Here is a 17,005-nt window from a genome sequence, read left to right as displayed (position 1 = left end):
CTGTATTCAATTTATTGTTTGCCATAATTGATACTGAGTATTAAAGACTTATCGTAGATATATTTGGAAATAATCGTCAAATAACTTACTAGCAATCTTTTTGAGATATCTCATCAAGATGATTTATCGTATGATTACGTATATTAACTGTAAACAAAATTACTTCATGCACAAATGTCAGTTTTAGCGAACGCTTGGTTTTTACCCGACCTCACAAAATCGCGTTGCTCCCATTCAACATCCAGAAGAACTTTCTATTACCCAAATATTTTGGCTATTGTAAAAATCCCCACGTTGCTCTAATTTAAAGCCACCTAGCAATAATCCCAACCACACCTCCACCATCGGCATTTTCAAAGCGCGTTGCAGTTTAGTTAGGGCAATTTCTTCTTTTACTTGTGCAAGATAAAGAGCGATCGCAGCAGTCCATTTTTGCACATCTTCATCGCTTGCTAAGTTGCGAACATCTTCTAAAGTCGTCACTTGTTCTAGCATTGTTAGGACGTTCGCTTTGTCAACAGGCGCTGCCACTGAATCATTATTTTGGGCAGTATTGGAAAACTGATGCGGCCCATGCGGTCTAAAAGTCTGCGCTGGCGGTTCTTCGATTAGGTCATCCAATTCTAGGTGCATGGTTGTCCGCACCAAACCAGCAAAGATGTCGGTGCTGATTACTGGGCCATCAGTATCGCTGTCGGCGCGTATATCCTCCAACAATAACTGGGCGCGGGTTTTGAGAATATCTGCGATTTGGTAGAAAGCTGTGGCGGCTGTTACTAATTGTGCCTCCACAGGTAAACTCTCTAGCTCGGTGTCTAAACATTCCCATACTGGCGCAAGTGAAGAGGTGGGTGGGGCTTCGGATACCTCATCTAAAAGCTCCCAAATCGTTAATTGGCGATAGCTGGTCATGATTAAACTTGTGGGTGCTTTGGGCAAGGTCGCACTGGGCAATGCGTTGGACTAACCTCAAACATATCTTTATACTGATACAGGGAAATATTGTATTCTTTAGCAAACGCCTGTAATACCTTATCTGTGTAGGTACGTATCTTCCCTGCCGTTAGCCCAAAGCAGTGAATCGGCTCTAAACGACAAATCGGCTTTTGCCCCAGCCATAACTCTGCCGACATAGCGTGTAACGGTTTATCTCCTGGTTCTTTATATAAGTACAACACGGCGAAATAGTTGGCTGGTGGCTCAACGGCGATCGCCTTCGGCGGGGCGTAGCCCATCGCTTCAATTTGTGCTGAGTCATCTAATGTTCGTTTGCGGTAGAACGAGCGACGATTGTGACAGACCTTCGGATTCCAACAGCCATCACCTTCTGTCCCGTGCAGCACTTTAGCCTTAGATGTTGGCAACTTAGCACACAGTTGGCACTTGGGATCGAGCGGCTTTGGCATACCCTACTCCTGTTCTTCCTCCCCAATGGCGCGGTAGTAAGCAGCGATCGCCGCTTCTTGTTCGCTACGCAGAGTATACCGTCGAAATGCTTTCTCGCTTTGATGTCCGGTCAGTTTTCGCGCATGGCTGGGGTCAACACCCAACAGCAATAAGTCTGTGGCGTAGGTGTGCCGAAAGGAGTGGGGATGTAAGTCTTCAATACCTGCAAGCTCACCTATCTTCTCCACAGCAAAGTAAATGCCGTGGTAACTCAAGCGTTCGCCCTTATATGAAGCATGATGTGAAATCATTAACGGCGTGAGGCTATTCAATTCTTCCCCTGATTCAATACGCGATCGCAAATATTCTTGCAAAACTTCACGGCTTTCTTTCTTTAGTGGCACTAAGCGCGGTTCATTCGTTTTGGTATCTGGCAAAAATAGTAGCTTGCCATCAAATGACCCGACATTTAACTCGACAATTTCTCCTGCCCTCAACCCGTGGCTGAGAATGTGTACTAGTGCGGTATCCCGTTGCTTTGTTTCTCCCAGTAGCTCTAAAGCTGCCCACACCCTTTCCATCTGTTCTGGTGTTAAGCTTTGGGCTGGTGGCAGTGGCACTTTTTCTAGCTTCATTCCCAATGTAGGATTAGTAGCAATTATATCTGGATACGTATAACACATCCATTTAAAAAAGCTTTTGAGTGCAGCAACTCCCGCATTGATGCTACTTTTTGAAAGCGGTTTTTCTGCATCAGTTTTTACTTCATCCCTGAGGTATTCTTTGTACAATCCTAAGTGACGCGGGCGTAGCTCGTGATAATGCAGCTGTGTCCATCCTAAGAATCTCTTTAGTTCGCGTTCGTAGAGCTTGCGGCTGTTGGGTGCGAGATTGTTGCTGCGTAAAAATTCCAGTACTTTTACAAGGCGAATATCAGTAGGTGCTTTTATCTTTGTAGATTTACTACCCAATTGTGTAGCACCCTTAGCAGGCACTTCATCACCATTTTCTAATGGGATGAGTTTAATTGGAGGTAAGGAATCTTTGACTAAATTTTCAGGCGATCGCATTTTTTAGTTCTCAGTTAAATATTAAACACCAGCTTCAGTCAATGCTTGGGAAAAATCCTCAATCAAATTCAAACTCTCTGCCCATTGTGCCAAATATGCATAGTCCAAGCTTTCTGCTTGCAACTTGAGTATCCCCAGCACATCGCGCCACTGTTTTTCAGATTGACTTTCCTTTCCCCACCGCAATTTCTGTAAGATTGTATCTTCTGGTGAGGCAACCCAAAACTTCGGTATCCCTTCTAAGTCAACTAATCTCCGACGTGCCATCTGCGAAAGTGCAAACGGCGAAACATCACTTATATATAAATCGGCATTAGCGATAGTTTCGGTGTGCGTGATATTAAGCATCCGCTCGCGTCCCAGCAATAAATCTTCAACTGCACCTGCTGGGCAATAATATAGTGCTGAGGAGAGCGTCGTCACAAGCATTTCTATCCGCTCCGGTTGGACTTCGATTACTAAATCTAGATCGCGAGTTGAACGGGGTTCACCGTGCAGCGAAGCAGCAACACCACCACTCACGTAGTAAGGAACACTTATTGATTCAAAAAGTTGGTGTAGCTCTCCTGCAAGCGAAATTGAATCTTGAATCCACATATTTTCATCAACACCAACAAAGTCAAAATCAACCCGAAATTTTTCTGCTAGTACAGCGCGAGCAAACACATGGCGAATCTCCTCTTTTGGCGCTCCACTATGCCGCGATTTTATTCCTGCAAGGCAAAGTTTCTTGACTCCACGCTCGTGAGCAGCGAATATTTCTAAGCGTTGCTTGAGCGAAAGTTGCCGTAGGCGAGCGAACAGATAAATATCTGCCTCAATGTTCGTATCAGCCCCTTGCGACCGGTAGCCCGATGATTTTTGGCGAAAAAAGGTTTGAGCCATACTTAAAGAAGTCGGAAGTAAGAAGTCGGAAGTCGGAAGTAGAAAATAGTGATGAGGAACTGGCTTTTGAGTTAAATAACTAAGGTTTCAGTTGTGCTCTGTGGCATCCAACTTTAAAGAAGTCGGAAGTCGGAAGTCGGAGGTCAATCTAGTAGCGACATTCTAGGTAAAGCTATGAACTTAAATTTCGTTCAATTCTAATTACTGCCTCTCAATTGCGACTGACAACTTCGTTTTTTTCATTCAATTTATCTTTAATTTTACGCGTAGAGGCGACGAGTATCTTCACTATTTCATCAGCTTCCTGAAGTAACGGATAAAATCTAGATTTCTCTACAACTTCAGACTCAATTAAGATTTCCAGCCAGTACTCGGTTTCACGCGCTTCTTTTAAAGCAATTTCCATTTTATGCAGAAAATCTTTATCTGACTGAGCCGAACGAGATTCATGCACATTAGCGCCAATACTCGTACCAGAACGCAACAGTTGCTTTGATAGCGTCCGGCAAACCCCCGGTTTCTCATCAAGAAAGCTACAAGCTTTAATGATTCTGACCGCAAACGCTTTACTCCTGTCAGTAAGACTAATGTCTTTATCCATACTTGCACCCGCTGTACTTTATCTTTCTTTATTCTTACTTGCGACTTGCGACCTGCGACTTGCGACTTCCCTACTCGATAATACACCACTTCAACACAAAATAAGTGACCCTTATCTTGTCTACGATATAAACTACGATTAAAATACCCGATTTTTGACAGCATTGATTTTTCGACATTCCCCTTTGTGGGTTCGCAGACTAATTGAAATTCTACTTGTGGAACCCTGATTCTCTGGTAGCCACACAGCGATGGCTGCGCCAACGTCAGGGACGAACGCAACTCACAGACTTTTTTATCAAAGCCTTGTGTGGTAACAAATTGACACGTTCTCTACCCCTAAAGCGGAAAATTTCATTTAGTCTGCGAATTTAGGGGGAAATTTTCACTTAGTCCGCAAAAAAATTTCATTTAGTCTGCAACAAAGGTAGTTCAAACCCTTATTCTTGTGGGTTCGCGCATAAAGTGAAATTCTGAGGACGAATTTACAGGGTTTTCAGCCCCTCTAGTTCGCGCATAAGGTGAAATTGATTATGGAGTAAGCGTTTGAGCCTCAAAGCGACTTCGCACATAAATTGAAATTTTGCATCTGATCACAGAAATTCACAGTATTTCTTGTAATAGTGATAGTGCTTTATACCTAACAATCTAAATATTACGTACAAAAGCTACTTGGCTATTTTCTTATCAAGAGTGTATTAGCAATTCCATAGATCAGGAACCTATCCCACTAATAATATTTGCGTTATGAAGCTTAAGCTGATTGAGAATTAAAAACCAAAAATCAAGGTTTTCAGACACGTTTTACGACAAGATTAGGGATTTTTAGAATAGTGGGATAGGTTCAGGCGATCGCACTTGAAAAGTACGTTTTAAAAGCATTCGGGCTGTTGTTAGATCAAAGCAGAAAATTTCACTTTATGTGCGAATTGGCTATTTGGCTCAAACCCTTGCCTCACAATGGATTTCACTTTATGCGCGAATCTCGATGCCCCAAACCCCTATAAATTCGTTGTTCAAATTTCATCTTATGTGCGAACCCACATTCTTACCTTGAAAAAATTTCATTTAGTCTGCAAACCCACAATCACTTGTGCCAGTTGCGTAAGTCCTATATCTGGGGTACACAGCAAAAACTGGTAACGCTCCATTCTAAATAAACCAAAGGCTAGCTGATGAGCCTACCCTTAATTTTTGGCGTAGGGCGATCGCCCTTATGTGCGACGGCGCAACAAAGCTATCCCGCATTGGTTTCTATAATTGGTTTCTATAATTCTTGATATATCTGGCTTTGAAGTCAGTAAGAACAATAAAGCTTAATTTTTGCTTACTGCTGCCAAATTCCATAGAAAAAACCCTCATAAACATTATGAGGGCATTGATTTATATCTATGTCAGTTCTCAAGTGCGGAAACGTCTTTTACCCTGCTTTTGTAAAGCTTGTTTTTTGCGCTTGGATTTTTCTGTCTTGTGTTTCAAAGTGACGATGCTTCCTCATGTCTTGAAAAATTCCCGATGAGTGAAACTTCTCGTTTAAATCGGCGTAACGCTGACTCAAGGTGTTCATTTTCACCCACTATTATTTGGGTCATTCTCTCTCCTACTCAATTGAATTCATCAATGGCCTAAAAATTCGCTCTCTCTTTCAATACGGTTTCAAAGGTTAGTAGCGTCCGCGTCCACCGCCGCCACCATATCCGCCCCGGCCGCCACCAGACGAACCTCTGTCTTCTTTGGGCTTGGCTTTGTTAACTTTCAGGTCACGGCCCATCCACTCAGCACCATCAAGACCTTCAATAGCAGCATCTTCTTCGGCATCTGTTCCCATTTCCACGAAAGCGAAGCCGCGCGGACGACCTGTTTCCCGATCAGTAGGTACTTGAACCCGCTTTACAGTACCATATTCAGCAAAAACGCCTCTGATATCTTCTTCCGTAACTTGGTAAGAGAGGTTGCCTACATAAATTGACATTGATTTTCTCCAAAATTATAAGCGTCTAGAGATTTAAATTTCGGAGAGAAGCCTGTGAATACTGAAAACAAACACTGCCACCGAATTAACTCTCATTCTTAGGATGACATAGAAGGCAAATCTACGCATCCAGTAGATGGTTAATAAATGGTTAAACAGTGATGTAATGAGGTGGTGATCGCCGGCTTGGGATGTCGTAAGTGTTGCCTAGCAGTATACGCCCAATTAACATGGTTTTCACTGAAGCTAAAAGGCATCTCAGCTTTATGCCTGCTATTGCTGCTGTTCCTTTCTTGAAAATCTTGATCTATGTCAAACTCAATCGACGCTCAACCATTGCCATGTAAAACTATCTGTAATGACTGTGCCTTTCATGTGTTAGAGGGTGTTGTGCAATGTATTCACCCCGATGAAGCAGTTGTTAATTGTGCTACTATAAATTTCTGCAATTCATTCCAACCGATGCAGGAAGTTGATAGTCCTGTTAACAGGTTTTTAGGGGCGATCGCTTTGCAGTTTCCTGGACTGCTTTAGCAGCGTTCGCCAAGCTGTCTCGCTGAATGCTCCTAAAGAGACTTCGGATAATGGAACTTTTGTATCTACAAATTGACTGTTTACGGACATTCCCATCAAGCAAGGTATCCGGTTTCTAATTCCCCAAATTTGACGACATTCTGAATCTTCAGCAGCTGCCAAACCAAAACTAGTTACCCAAAGCTTTTTACCTTCGATTTCCATTACTCCAGGGTAAGGTATGGTTTCACCCACTCCAGCAATTATTTCGCTATTGAGAGCAGGATAGGGAACGTCCATAATTTCTAATACTTCTAGCGCTGCCAGTTCACACCATTTTTTAGCACTTGCAATACTGTCAAACTTCACAGGCGCTGATAGCTCTTGATATCTAGAGTCTGGATACTCACAATGAGGATCGCTTAACTGTAGTTCTGCCTGTATCCCTTCCCCATGCTCTATGATTCCTTTTACACTTCGCTGCGAGTTCTCTGACCTATGAAAATTGCATAGTAAGAGCTGCCGATAAATGCGATCGCTCCCTTGTTTATCTGCTTCCAAGTCACGCCAGTTGATTGCGCGAATGTTGTTGGCTTCAGTGCTTACCCAGCTGTGGATTCCATCCCCTGCTGGGGAGGAAATCTCATAAGCAGAAGCAATTATTAGGTCAGTTACTTTGGAGACTGTCATTTTTAAATTTCCCCTTCTTTCACGACTTGCCTGGGATGCATGAACCACCCAGAATCAATCTAGACATAGTAATTAATCACTAATAAATAGCTTTAGAATATGGACGGTAGCAGGCTACATTATTTCTATTTTCATCTTCTATGTAAATGATGCTTCTAAAGTAGGGGCTATTCATTCTGTAGTATGAATATGGGCCATACTCTGGTAAATCAAACCTAATTATGATATTCTTGACAGATAATATCAAAAATTTTTTCCTAACTCAATTCTAAATTTTTATCTAGTTCCCAAAGTCGTACTTCTATTTTGATTGCTAATTCATACATGAGTTACTCTGCACCAACAAAATAAGGGTAATCAGCCGCTCAATGGTGAAGGCTAAAAAATCAGTGGCTAAGATGCTGCTATGCAAGCTTTTCAGCCAAGCGCGTACAATTTTCCCGTTTTGGCACGGTGATGCCGTATACAAGAACGGTTTCTAACTACACGCCGTCAAGCGGCACTGATGATGTTGATGGCTAGGGGTTGTCCTCAAACACCTGAATCTTTGGGTGTGAGCGCACAAATGGAAGCGATCACCAATTGTATTGAACCCTTTAAAGTTAATTCCGCTTAGGTTTTCACGTACTGAAAAAAGCTGACATAGCCATCAGCAAAGTCTTCTTCATGTAGCTGCTCTTTACTGACACCTAAGTCTTTCAAATCAGCTTTCATTGATTCTTTTAACTTAGAAGAACCACAAATATATATTTCTGAATTCATCTGATTTTGAAGGTATTGAGCAAGAATATCTCTATTCATGCGTTTTTGACCACTAATAAAGTATAAAGCTGTAAAGCTCTTAAACTTATTCCTAAGCTCTTCAATTTCTCTAGAGTTCAATTAAACCCCAGCCAGGAACTTTCTTCAATGTAGAACTTACCGCAAGCTGCCAACTCAAATAAGAATGTCATTTGTACTCAAGCGCGGTGGATTCTCTGATTCTTGTCAACAAGCGATCGCTTGTAAATAATTGAAACAAAATGCCGACCAATGGTCGGCAAAAGACGAGCGCTTATGCTGGGCTGGAGTGCCAAAATATCGAGTGGCATATCAGCAAGCAAGTAATCACATTGGTATTCAAGAGCTTTATCTCGCTTCGCTTTAAAGGCTCCAGGGCAGAAGGCAGCCAAAGCTGAAGGTTGATTTAATGGAACATTCGCCCTGTTGGCTATTAACCAAATTCGGTGGGTTTAAGTCCCCCGGTTCAATAATCGGTCAGTTTTGTGGTCGGTGTAGCACCTATTACAAAACTATACTTCCGACTTCCGACTTCCGACTTGTTTAATAAACTGGATGATAAAGCCCGTCGTTCTCGTTAAATCGCCACGAACGATTACCCATATCGCGGTCTTGTGTCCAGCGTTCAAAGTCCTTTTGGCGCAAAGTTGCACGTTTTTCTTCGACGGTCGATGCACTAGTGCCAAGACGCGAGGCTAGTTGTTCTGCATTACGGGGTTCAAGCTTGACTGGTGCACTCGTTTGGTAGGGGTAGCTGCTTGATTTGCTGCGTGACCTTGATGCGTTAATACTATTTTGCATTTGTAACAATACCCCTTCAAATCGTGCCAGCTTTAAGAATAGTTCTTCTACCTTGGCAGAAATGTTGCTTTCTCTGGAAGAAGAAAGGTTGTCGATATTTTCTTGTAAACGAAGAAAATCTTTTTCAAGTTTGTGCAAGCGATTTTCTACAGTTTCTTTTGTACTTGGTATCTCGTCTAAAACTTGGTGTAGACCTTGAATTACCAATTTTGTGGCGGTTGTTTTACGTTCTTGTGCAGCTAGACGAAGTGCTTTAACCAGGGTTTTTGGTAATCGGAAGTTAATCGATTCACGCTCTACATTTGTCATATTTGTATCCTTTAACCCTGGTATAGACAGTTTACCACGTGAGCCTCAGATTTTTCACGTATTTATAGGTGTTTGGGGCAACTGTACAGAATCGTTACTGGCAAAATAGCTCTCCCAGTAATGATTCTGTTGATTGTGTAAATACGTTTGAAGCCAATTGTATAGAAAGCCTTACATCAGTTGACTTTCAAGAGACACATAGGAGTAAGCAGTGTGTGTAGATGTGGTACAGAAAGCATCTATATAGTAATAATTTACTTAAGTATACTGCTGACTGGGTAATTAGGAAGAGAAAAAGGTAAGTTGATTGCTGATGATTGGGGTGAGGATTTTCAATTAGTCCGCGAACCAACAATAGATATTTGTCTATACGCACTGTGTAGAAAGTCTTGCCCTGCTTGACACTCAAGAGCCGCATTCCTTATTAGTTGCCAGTCATCATCTGCACGGGCGCACGATCGCACGCGCTCAAAGAAAGGTGTCCCCCTAGACTGAGATAATGAGAAAACAACGGGGGCGGTAATAGGAGAGCCGAGTTGAAGATTGATAGACACGGCAGAGCCAAGATACTCTCACCAGAGGAAATTCAACTTCTCTTCTCGCAGGGGGTAGACTCACTACGAGACAAAGCCCTGTTTGCCGTCATGCTTTACACCGCTTGTCGGGTTTCGGAAGCCGTGACGTTGCTCAAGCGCGATGTCTATGACTCCAAAGGAAAAGTTCGAGCCAAAATCACCTTTCGCAAAGGCAACACCAAAGGCAAGCTGGCTACCCGCGCCATACCCGTAATTCAAGAATTGCGAATCAGGCTGCAAGCATATAAACCGCGAGATGATTCGCCGTGGCTATTTCCAGGAAATCCCGATCACAAGAGAGCTAGTACCCACCTGCACAGAGATTCAGCACTGTGGATAGTGCGAGTTGCTTGCCAACGAGTCGGAATTGAAGGTGTAAGCTCTCACAGCTTTCGCCGTACAGCACTCACTTCAATGAGTAATGCTGGAATTCCCTTAAGAGTTATTCAGGAAATTTCTGGGCATCGCACGTTGGACGAGCTTTACAAGTACCTGGAGGTGAAAGAAGAACAAGTATTGGGAGCAGTATCATCTTTATCGCTGCTTGCGCCGATTGAAGAGAGCGACTTCGAGAAAACTGCGAAAGTCGAAGTCCCCAAAAAATCAGTCAAGCAAAGGCATTAACCTCATTTTACTCAAAAAACAAATTTGCAAGCAATACGAGCGGAATTAGCGTAAATTCGCTGAAAGCAAAAGTAGAAATTACTCAGAAAATACGGTTAGTTGTGGCACGAGTTTAGCTGCCCTCCATAGGCAACACTTCCTCATTGAGCCACTCGTAAAATTCCGGGATTGCTGCCTCCAACGAGCGCAGTTCACTGAGCGCTATCGCCTCCAACTCCAGCACCACCTCCCACCGCCAATCACCAGTCCACCGTTTGAGGATACCCTTAAGAGCCTCTACACCTTGGGCGATGCCAGAGCGAAGGGTTTCCACGCAGTGAAGTAAAGTAATGCGATCTGTAGAGGAAGCAGGGGAGAGAGATTTTTGCCCCTGTGCCCCTCTGCACCACAGTGCTGCGTTAGGGGTTATTGCCATAGATCTGTGCCCAAGAGCCTCTTCTGGTTGTGTAGTATCCACCCCTTCAACTAGGGAGTTTCCTATACCATTATGGGGGGGGGTGGATACAGGGGAGAAAATCGGCTCTAAGCCTGATGCTGATTGTCTTTCGGCACGTTTGCTTTGTCGATGTTCGATAACAGCGAGTGCAAAATCCAATTCTGCCTTCGACAGCGAGAATAATTTCACCTGTTGACCGCGTTTGCCCTGCTTGCGGCAAGCTAACTTTAGCCCCAGTTGTTCAAGCATTGTGGCCAACAGCCAAATCGGTTGACAATCGCTTGGAACTGTAAAACCAAGAATTGCTTTGATGTGAGCAGCACATTGAATGGCGATCGCTGTCATATTTAATAGATGTGGATCGGCAGCTGTTACTTCTTCGCCAGTGACTAAACGCCCCAGGATATGATGTAACCCCAAGTTTACCCTTGCTAACCACTTGGCGGAATAATTTCCCCAATCCATACAAAATGGAAGTTTGTCGCGTTCAGCGCGGTCTAGTTGGGTAACGAATGCTGGTGGTGCGGGGTACTGTTTACCAGTCTTGGAGTCTTGGATGATTTCATCTGATGGTGAAAGGATGGCCTCAAGAGCAGCAAGCGCTCCAACGAGTCTACCGGAGTTGTCCTTCTCGACTAATAGGGGCGTAACTTCCATGCCATAGGCATCATGAATGCGGAATTTTTCACATTCGTTCATCTCATCAGGCGAAAGATAATCCTTGGTTTGTCGTGCGCGGTATTCTGTTTTAGTAATGTTTTTGGCAGTGGCGACGGCATGATGATGAGCCGAGTCGAGAGCGGACGCCGCCGTCTTCAACAATTCCCAAGCCGGGGCATCATTCTCGTCTCCCACGGGTATAATCTCATTGCCCATGTGCTTAAGCAACTCGCGCAGGTCTGTACGTAAGTTATTGATGGATTGGTGACGAGCAGATTTGATTTTGCAGTAAGCATCTAACGCCCAGTCTTTCTCAGCGCCCCTCTTGCCTGACTCTCGGTCGATCCGCAGTAAGAAAGCTGTAATCTCGTTGGTTTGGAGTAGTCTAAGTTTAATCTTAGTCGGGTTGGTATCCAAATATCCAAAAGGTGGCTTCGGCGCGACCCAAACATGAATCGGCACTTTTGGACGATAGCGCCACAGTTGTTGAGCGCACTCAGTTGCAGTTTGACTGATGGCATGAAACACCCCAAACACTAAATCAAAATGATAGTCTGGAATGTCTACACCAGTTCCCAGGCTGGGGGAAGTCAAAAGTATATCTATATTTTTGACGGCATTAGTGATGTCTTTAATAAAGGCCACATTCTCGTCACTGCCAGAGTTATCTGAATGCACAGACCAAATCCGTAATTTTGCCAAACGCTTACTATTGTTAGTAGTAGATGGAGAATCAGTGGTGGAGTCAATCTCGTCGGCATCAGGAGATAACTCAATGTGTAGCAAAAATGATTTTTCCAACTTCTTGATGAAACGCTTACTGTCGCTGACCACCATAACTTTCTGACCAATCATAATTGCCGCCGAAATTTGAGCAACCAAAGCACTTGAATCCTGACCTTCATACCAATAGATGGTGCGATCTCCGTTGTTGAATTCGTTCTTAATAATGTATGGTTGCTCGTTCTCTGGTCGCATCGCTTTGAAAAACTCAATGGTTGTGTCATCCATGTGTGCATCGGCAATCACTACCAGGGGGGCGTTGTAGACGATATACTGTAGTGTTTCCAGGATTAATGCGCGATGTTCTTTACAGGTTTTGCTCAGTAATAGATGAGTCAGGTATTGGCAAGCTTCATCAATGAAAATGCAGCCATAAGTTAGGGCCTGGGTATTTAACTTATATAAACTGTCGATGGTAATGCTCAGCGCCCTTGCCTGGGCCATGCCAGCATAACCAAGGTCAGAATACATCAAGGTTTTCAGGCGTTCGGCTAAATTCTTGAGCAAATTCACCCGATGCCCGTTGTTGAGAAATCTTTGATCTGGGTGAGCATCACGCCACCAACGCATTAACTCGGTTTTACCAGTACCCATATCGCTGATTAATACTACCAGTCCAGTTCGGGGGAACACAACACGACTTGGTTGTTGCTGTTGCCTCAATTTTTTGAGCTTGTACCTGACTTTGACTCGATGGTCTGGGGGTATTTCAAGGGCTGGCTCTGGCTGATGAAGAAAATCAAAAGGTTCAACTTGTTTTTTGGGCAGCGACACACATACTGTATGAGGTTGTGCGATCGCAGTGTTGTCTTCTAGCAAAACCGCATCAGACAAGTACTTTGTATTAACAATTGCATCAGGTTTATATTTTCTCAGCCCCCGGTGCTTGAGTAGAAACAAACTCTGGTAATCTTTCAATGAGTGAGCATCATCAACAACTGCCGTCAGCAATGCGTTAGCATCCTCACCTCTAGCAACTACAAAATCATCAACGCCTTTCTCCGGCCCCGGCAGCAGTGCCACTTCACAAGTACAGCCAACCGCCTCAATAGCTTTGCCAGTGCGAACTGTGGCTTGATACACCGACCATCGGGTTTTTAGCTTCGTCTCGTAGTCAAACAGAATAATGAATTTGCGCCCCGGTTGTGCCAGTGGTAGTAGATCCGGATGCAGCCTTTCATCGAAATCCTTTTTGCCCACGCGACCATTCCAAATTCCCGGCAGTGCTAGAGCTACAAACCCCAGACTGAGTAAACAGGCCGCCTTTTTCTCACCTTCACATAATATTATTGGGATCTGTGGATGCCGCTGTACCCATTCCCAAAATATCAGTGGAGTAAGCCTATTTTGTAATCGCAGTGCCAGGGGTGAGTGATATCGCTTAATGCTATACCGTAGTGCCACCAAATCCCAGATACAATCGGCCACATCAAAGTAGGTAACACGGTTAGGAGTTTTGGGGGGTGACTCATACTTAACAGGTTTTCCTTTTTCCCAATCCATGCGTGGGAAGTTGGGCTTTATCCGTCCCCATTCCATTGGCAACCAATGGTTGTACGGGTCAAGCGAACCAATTCTAGTCGCTCCAGCTTGGAGATGCTCGTATAGTTTTAAGTATCCATCTGTGACTCGACCTGCATTTTTCCGAGGAATTTTGTCACTGATAAATAGGTAGTCGTAAACTGCATCTCCTTCGATGTGGAAGAAGTTGCGCTCAATTAAGGCAGGGTGGATGGCACTACCAACTGCTAACTCATGATAAGAAGCGGCTGTTAGGTTGTTAGGGTAGACAACTGTTTCAGGCGGGGATACAGAGTTATTTTTCATAACTGCTCCCCAGTCAAACCAAAATATACCTCACCACACGCCTTTGATGCAGCTAGTCCTCTGGTAAAGGCTATTATTTCTCCAGTCTCTACAATCACGATGCCCGTTAAAAGAAAATCGGGCGACATGATAATCACTAGCCCTAAATTAGGTTCTAGTTCTTGCACTAGTGAAAGCAACTGTTGTTTTGCACCCAAAAGCAACCCGTAATCTGACCAGCACTCGCTCATGATGACAATTGCTTTTCCTGTCATCACTCTCAGATTTTCTAACCACACTCCCACCGAGTGTTTCTCAATTCTTGCGATTTCAATGTTATTAAAGAGCCACTCCCAAAGTTTTGAGGGTGCGGGAGTTATCTGCGTTAAGCATCCATTTTTCACGATTTTTCCTCTGATTGTTGGTTTTTCACCATCAGAGGGGGTTAAATCAGCCCAAAGCCATCAGTTCACAGCTATCAAGGATTTTCCCTACTGATAACTGATGACTGATAAGCAATCGCGTTAATACGCGCTGCTACACTCTAGTATTTTGTAAGCAAACTTTGGCGAAAATTAAATTTTTTGCCAAGACACCAAAATATCACGGCAGAATTAATCTATTTTCTGTCGCACCCAAGTATAATGGGCATAGTAGAGTAGCGTGGACTAAATCTCCTTTGACCAGTCAGTGGAATCAAGTCGCCAAACTTTAAAGACCACTTTCTCGGTTATCTAGAGATGAACCCCGCTCTGAAGTTATTAAATTGTTTTGATACTGGACAAAGCGTCACTCCTTAGTGCGTTTTGTCCTTTAAATTCTTGATGTGTCTATAAATACCTCCATTTTTGATTCAACGCAACCATAAACTCGATCTTACTTGACTTGTGGTCTTCTAGCATCTAACGAGATTCTGATTTTTTGCTTGAAACTCCTCCTCTGTTTGTGAACTTTTATTTTGGCTTCCCTTGCTGGGCAAGGTTTTTTCTCAAGCAGCACCGGGCGCGGCTGTTGCCTCTGCCTTGGGCTTGCGCTCGAAAACTTGTATATTGGGTTCATCCAATACGAACCCGTTATCAGTTTCTTGACCGAGTTTCCCGGCGATTGCTGCTACCCACTGCGGGTAATTGTTAGCAGCATCGGTCAGTTTCTTCCAAATCTTAGGCTTGACTGTAATGCTTACGATCCGCCCATCGCAGTCAAGCTCGAACTGTTGCCAACCGTTTTCAACCGTTTTCGCTTCTGGTAGTTCGTTGATTTTGATTGTTACTTCTAGTTTTCCTGCAATCATAAATACCTCTGTTAAGATGCGAACGGTAATTTTGAATTATCAGAAGTATGCACCAAACCTTGCGGATCTGTCTTAATGTATTTTTTTATAACTGGTTGGAGAGTAAAACTGATTTCTTTAGTAACTGGGTCTTTAATACTTTCAATTAACGACTGCCTTTCAAGTTTCTCTAACGCTTTGATTAACTCTAAAGTTGATACACCTTCTTGACTTTTCTCTTTTATCCCAGACAAGAGTTTAGTAAAACTAATAAATTGTTGATTTCCAACTATTCTTTCGGCTATATAAATCAAGATTTGTCGCTGAGTACTGCTCAATGATTCTCCAAACAACTGATTAAGCATTACTTCAAAATTACTGCTAACAAGCGTAGTTGGATTTTCAAAAAATAATTTGGCGTTGCCAGCAAAGAAGTGATTAATTCGATTAGCTACTGCTTCGAGCTCTGAAGGATTTCCACGATACGTTTGAATTAATTGGTTACACTTTTCTTTATCTGATAATCCTTTAGTAGATAAAAGTTGGATTGCGGCATCTATGTCTAAGCCTTGGATTTTCAATATATGAAGAGGTAGTTTTGCCGTTATGATATTATCAAGTTCATCAGGCCAAGCTCGACCAGTTAAGAGTATGCAGCCTTTATGTTCTTCTTCTATCAAGCGGTGAAAAAATACTCCATACTCCAGTCTTTGCTGAAAGTTGCTTTTCTGAAATAAAAAATCAAAACCATCTAATACTAGCAGGCAACGGCGTGATTGTAAGCGTTTAATTAATACTGAAATCAATGCTTGGGTATATTCAGGCAAACTTAAATCAGAATCGCAAGATTGAGTTAGTTCTATGAGTTCGGCTACTAAATCTTGAAGTAATGGTACATGGGTAATTGTTTTCCAGATTAAAGTATCAAATGTTGGTTGTTTCCTTCCACTAACTTCTTCTAACAACTTTGCAACCAATGCACTTTTACCAATGCCTGCAATTCCTATCAATGATATACAACGCTGATTACTTATCAATTCTTTTAATGAGCTTAGTTCCTGTGTTCGCCCATAAAAGCGAGATATATCCGGCAGTTTACCCCTAATGGTTAATGTCAAATTGTTGACATTAAGCCTTTGCTTTTCGTCTGAAACAGATTGAATATGGTACTTTTTGTTAACTTGCTCTAAAAAATACCACAGCTTCTTTTTCCCTACTCGTTCGCCATCCCCTATGGTTTCTGAAAGTATGTCCCATAAGCGAGGTGCTACTGTGCGCTGTATGTAATTTAGGCTGTAAGTCGAGTGACCTGCTATGTCCTCGTACTCTTGATCGTTCAATGCCCCTCTTATAACGAGCATTTCAATTTCAGATAAATATTTGCCTCTCTTAGCAAATACTAAGTCATTTACTACGACCAGAGCTAGCCTAAAAGACTCTGTTATTGAAAATACTTCTTGAGATAAATGACCAGATGAAAGTTCCTGCTCTCTAAAACAGGCAGAGGAAGAAAGAGAAGATTGAAGTTCCGGTTCAGCAGTAAAATCCATAGTTATGCCAGTACCTCTGATACGGTAAAAAATGTTCGTTAAGAGGCTCTCCGCAAACGAGGCTTAGTTTTCAAAGTATGTTACATTGCGATCAATCATACCTGATTTTACTATTTGTGGTTAATTTTTTCAAAAAAGTACTAAGTTGACTTTGGTGTAGTTTCGATCGAATTTAGGGCATCTACGGAAAGATAAGGCTTACGAAGTCATAGTAACTTACTTTTCATTCAGGATAGTAAAAGTATTATGATGACATTGGTCTAAAGCTGGCCATTTCCGTAGTCGCTGCAATTCT

16 protein-coding genes and 1 pseudogene are annotated in these 17,005 nt (G+C 42.9%); 2 read left to right on the top strand and 15 right to left on the bottom strand.

Annotation, left to right across the window (positions count from 1 at the left end; all coding sequences use genetic code 11):
• Positions 1 to 234 precede the first annotated feature (234 nt).
• The 7 genes and pseudogenes from VF06_RS29505 to rbp all read right to left on the bottom strand — a co-directional run bounded on the left by VF06_RS29505 (position 235) and on the right by rbp (position 5,913).
• Positions 235 to 912 (bottom strand): hypothetical protein, encoded by a 678-nt coding sequence (locus VF06_RS29505; RefSeq protein WP_099071503.1) that lies wholly within the window; start codon positions 910 to 912, stop codon positions 235 to 237.
• Between the two features lie 2 nt (positions 913 to 914).
• Positions 915 to 1,406: a hypothetical protein gene (locus VF06_RS29500; protein ID WP_099071502.1), complete on the bottom strand. Its 492-nt coding sequence runs from the start codon at positions 1,404 to 1,406 to the stop codon at positions 915 to 917.
• A 3-nt stretch (positions 1,407 to 1,409) separates the two neighbouring features.
• Positions 1,410 to 2,456 carry a tyrosine-type recombinase/integrase gene (locus VF06_RS29495; protein ID WP_099071501.1) on the bottom strand — a complete coding sequence of 349 codons (1,047 nt, stop codon included), beginning with the start codon at positions 2,454 to 2,456 and terminating at the stop codon, positions 1,410 to 1,412.
• Positions 2,457 to 2,477: 21 nt separating this feature from the next.
• Positions 2,478 to 3,341 carry a hypothetical protein gene (locus VF06_RS29490; RefSeq protein ID WP_099071500.1) on the bottom strand — a complete coding sequence of 288 codons (864 nt, stop codon included), beginning with the start codon at positions 3,339 to 3,341 and terminating at the stop codon, positions 2,478 to 2,480.
• Between the two features lie 211 nt (positions 3,342 to 3,552).
• On the bottom strand, positions 3,553 to 3,942 hold the full coding sequence (locus tag VF06_RS29485; RefSeq protein ID WP_099071499.1) for a four helix bundle protein: 390 nt from the start codon (positions 3,940 to 3,942) through the stop codon (positions 3,553 to 3,555).
• 1,400 nt (positions 3,943 to 5,342) lie between these two features.
• Positions 5,343 to 5,533, bottom strand: a pseudogene (gene rpsU / locus VF06_RS29480) (30S ribosomal protein S21).
• 71 nt (positions 5,534 to 5,604) lie between these two features.
• Positions 5,605 to 5,913, bottom strand: a complete 309-nt coding sequence (gene rbp / locus VF06_RS29475) for an RNA-binding regulator (RefSeq protein WP_099071498.1) — start codon at positions 5,911 to 5,913, stop codon at positions 5,605 to 5,607.
• Positions 5,914 to 6,222: 309 nt separating this feature from the next.
• On the opposite strand from rbp, the gene VF06_RS29470 reads away from it, so the two are divergent.
• Positions 6,223 to 6,447: a hypothetical protein gene (locus tag VF06_RS29470; protein WP_099071497.1), complete on the top strand. Its 225-nt coding sequence runs from the start codon at positions 6,223 to 6,225 to the stop codon at positions 6,445 to 6,447.
• Here the strand turns inward: VF06_RS29470 and VF06_RS29465 are convergent.
• The 4 genes from VF06_RS29465 to VF06_RS29455 all read right to left on the bottom strand — a co-directional run bounded on the left by VF06_RS29465 (position 6,409) and on the right by VF06_RS29455 (position 9,006).
• A complete protein-coding gene (locus VF06_RS29465) occupies positions 6,409 to 7,116 on the bottom strand; it encodes a hypothetical protein (RefSeq protein WP_099071496.1) in 708 nt (235 codons plus the stop codon). The genes VF06_RS29470 and VF06_RS29465 overlap by 39 nt on opposite strands.
• Before the next feature lie 612 nt (positions 7,117 to 7,728).
• Complete coding sequence (locus VF06_RS29460) at positions 7,729 to 7,998, bottom strand: ferredoxin reductase domain-containing protein (RefSeq protein WP_143861862.1); 270 nt, start codon at positions 7,996 to 7,998, stop codon at positions 7,729 to 7,731.
• Between the two features lie 77 nt (positions 7,999 to 8,075).
• Positions 8,076 to 8,288 (bottom strand): hypothetical protein, encoded by a 213-nt coding sequence (locus VF06_RS39700; protein WP_143861861.1) that lies wholly within the window; start codon positions 8,286 to 8,288, stop codon positions 8,076 to 8,078.
• A 151-nt stretch (positions 8,289 to 8,439) separates the two neighbouring features.
• On the bottom strand, positions 8,440 to 9,006 hold the full coding sequence (locus VF06_RS29455) for a hypothetical protein (protein ID WP_099071494.1): 567 nt from the start codon (positions 9,004 to 9,006) through the stop codon (positions 8,440 to 8,442).
• 536 nt (positions 9,007 to 9,542) lie between these two features.
• Here VF06_RS29455 and VF06_RS29450 point away from each other — a divergent pair.
• Positions 9,543 to 10,205 carry a tyrosine-type recombinase/integrase gene (locus VF06_RS29450; RefSeq protein ID WP_099071493.1) on the top strand — a complete coding sequence of 221 codons (663 nt, stop codon included), beginning with the start codon at positions 9,543 to 9,545 and terminating at the stop codon, positions 10,203 to 10,205.
• Positions 10,206 to 10,317: 112 nt separating this feature from the next.
• Here VF06_RS29450 and VF06_RS29445 read toward each other — a convergent pair whose 3' ends face one another.
• From VF06_RS29445 to VF06_RS29430, 4 genes are all read right to left on the bottom strand, one after another.
• The gene (locus VF06_RS29445; RefSeq protein WP_099071492.1) at positions 10,318 to 13,911 is read right to left on the bottom strand and encodes a plasmid replication protein, CyRepA1 family; all 3,594 of its coding nucleotides are present in this window, start codon (positions 13,909 to 13,911) and stop codon (positions 10,318 to 10,320) included.
• On the bottom strand, positions 13,908 to 14,294 hold the full coding sequence (locus tag VF06_RS29440) for a hypothetical protein (protein ID WP_099071491.1): 387 nt from the start codon (positions 14,292 to 14,294) through the stop codon (positions 13,908 to 13,910). The genes VF06_RS29445 and VF06_RS29440 overlap by 4 nt, the downstream gene beginning before the upstream one ends.
• A 584-nt stretch (positions 14,295 to 14,878) precedes the next feature.
• Complete coding sequence (locus VF06_RS29435; RefSeq protein ID WP_099071490.1) at positions 14,879 to 15,181, bottom strand: fertility inhibition FinO-like protein; 303 nt, start codon at positions 15,179 to 15,181, stop codon at positions 14,879 to 14,881.
• Positions 15,182 to 15,192: 11 nt separating this feature from the next.
• Entirely contained in the window at positions 15,193 to 16,710 is a 1,518-nt protein-coding gene (locus tag VF06_RS29430) for a helix-turn-helix domain-containing protein (protein ID WP_099071489.1), read from the bottom strand.
• Positions 16,711 to 17,005: the final 295 nt, after the last annotated feature.

Source organism: Nostoc linckia z4 (assembly GCF_002608075.1).
GTDB lineage: Bacteria > Cyanobacteriota > Cyanobacteriia > Cyanobacteriales > Nostocaceae > Nostoc > Nostoc linckia.
Note: the sequence above shows the minus strand (reverse complement) of the source record. Positions and strands in the feature narration are given on the sequence as shown.

Coding starts and splice junctions, on each gene's coding strand:
- VF06_RS29505 (WP_099071503.1), bottom strand. CDS start 912: ATGACCAGCTATCGCCAATTAACGATTTGGGAGCTTTTAGATGAGGTA.
- VF06_RS29445 (WP_099071492.1), bottom strand. CDS start 13,911: ATGAAAAATAACTCTGTATCCCCGCCTGAAACAGTTGTCTACCCTAAC.
- VF06_RS29455 (WP_099071494.1), bottom strand. CDS start 9,006: ATGACAAATGTAGAGCGTGAATCGATTAACTTCCGATTACCAAAAACC.
- VF06_RS29435 (WP_099071490.1), bottom strand. CDS start 15,181: ATGATTGCAGGAAAACTAGAAGTAACAATCAAAATCAACGAACTACCA.
- VF06_RS29490 (WP_099071500.1), bottom strand. CDS start 3,341: ATGGCTCAAACCTTTTTTCGCCAAAAATCATCGGGCTACCGGTCGCAA.
- VF06_RS29465 (WP_099071496.1), bottom strand. CDS start 7,116: ATGACAGTCTCCAAAGTAACTGACCTAATAATTGCTTCTGCTTATGAG.
- VF06_RS29430 (WP_099071489.1), bottom strand. CDS start 16,710: ATGGATTTTACTGCTGAACCGGAACTTCAATCTTCTCTTTCTTCCTCT.
- VF06_RS29485 (WP_099071499.1), bottom strand. CDS start 3,942: ATGGATAAAGACATTAGTCTTACTGACAGGAGTAAAGCGTTTGCGGTC.
- VF06_RS29500 (WP_099071502.1), bottom strand. CDS start 1,406: ATGCCAAAGCCGCTCGATCCCAAGTGCCAACTGTGTGCTAAGTTGCCA.
- VF06_RS29470 (WP_099071497.1), top strand. CDS start 6,223: ATGTCAAACTCAATCGACGCTCAACCATTGCCATGTAAAACTATCTGT.
- rbp (WP_099071498.1), bottom strand. CDS start 5,913: ATGTCAATTTATGTAGGCAACCTCTCTTACCAAGTTACGGAAGAAGAT.
- VF06_RS29495 (WP_099071501.1), bottom strand. CDS start 2,456: ATGCGATCGCCTGAAAATTTAGTCAAAGATTCCTTACCTCCAATTAAA.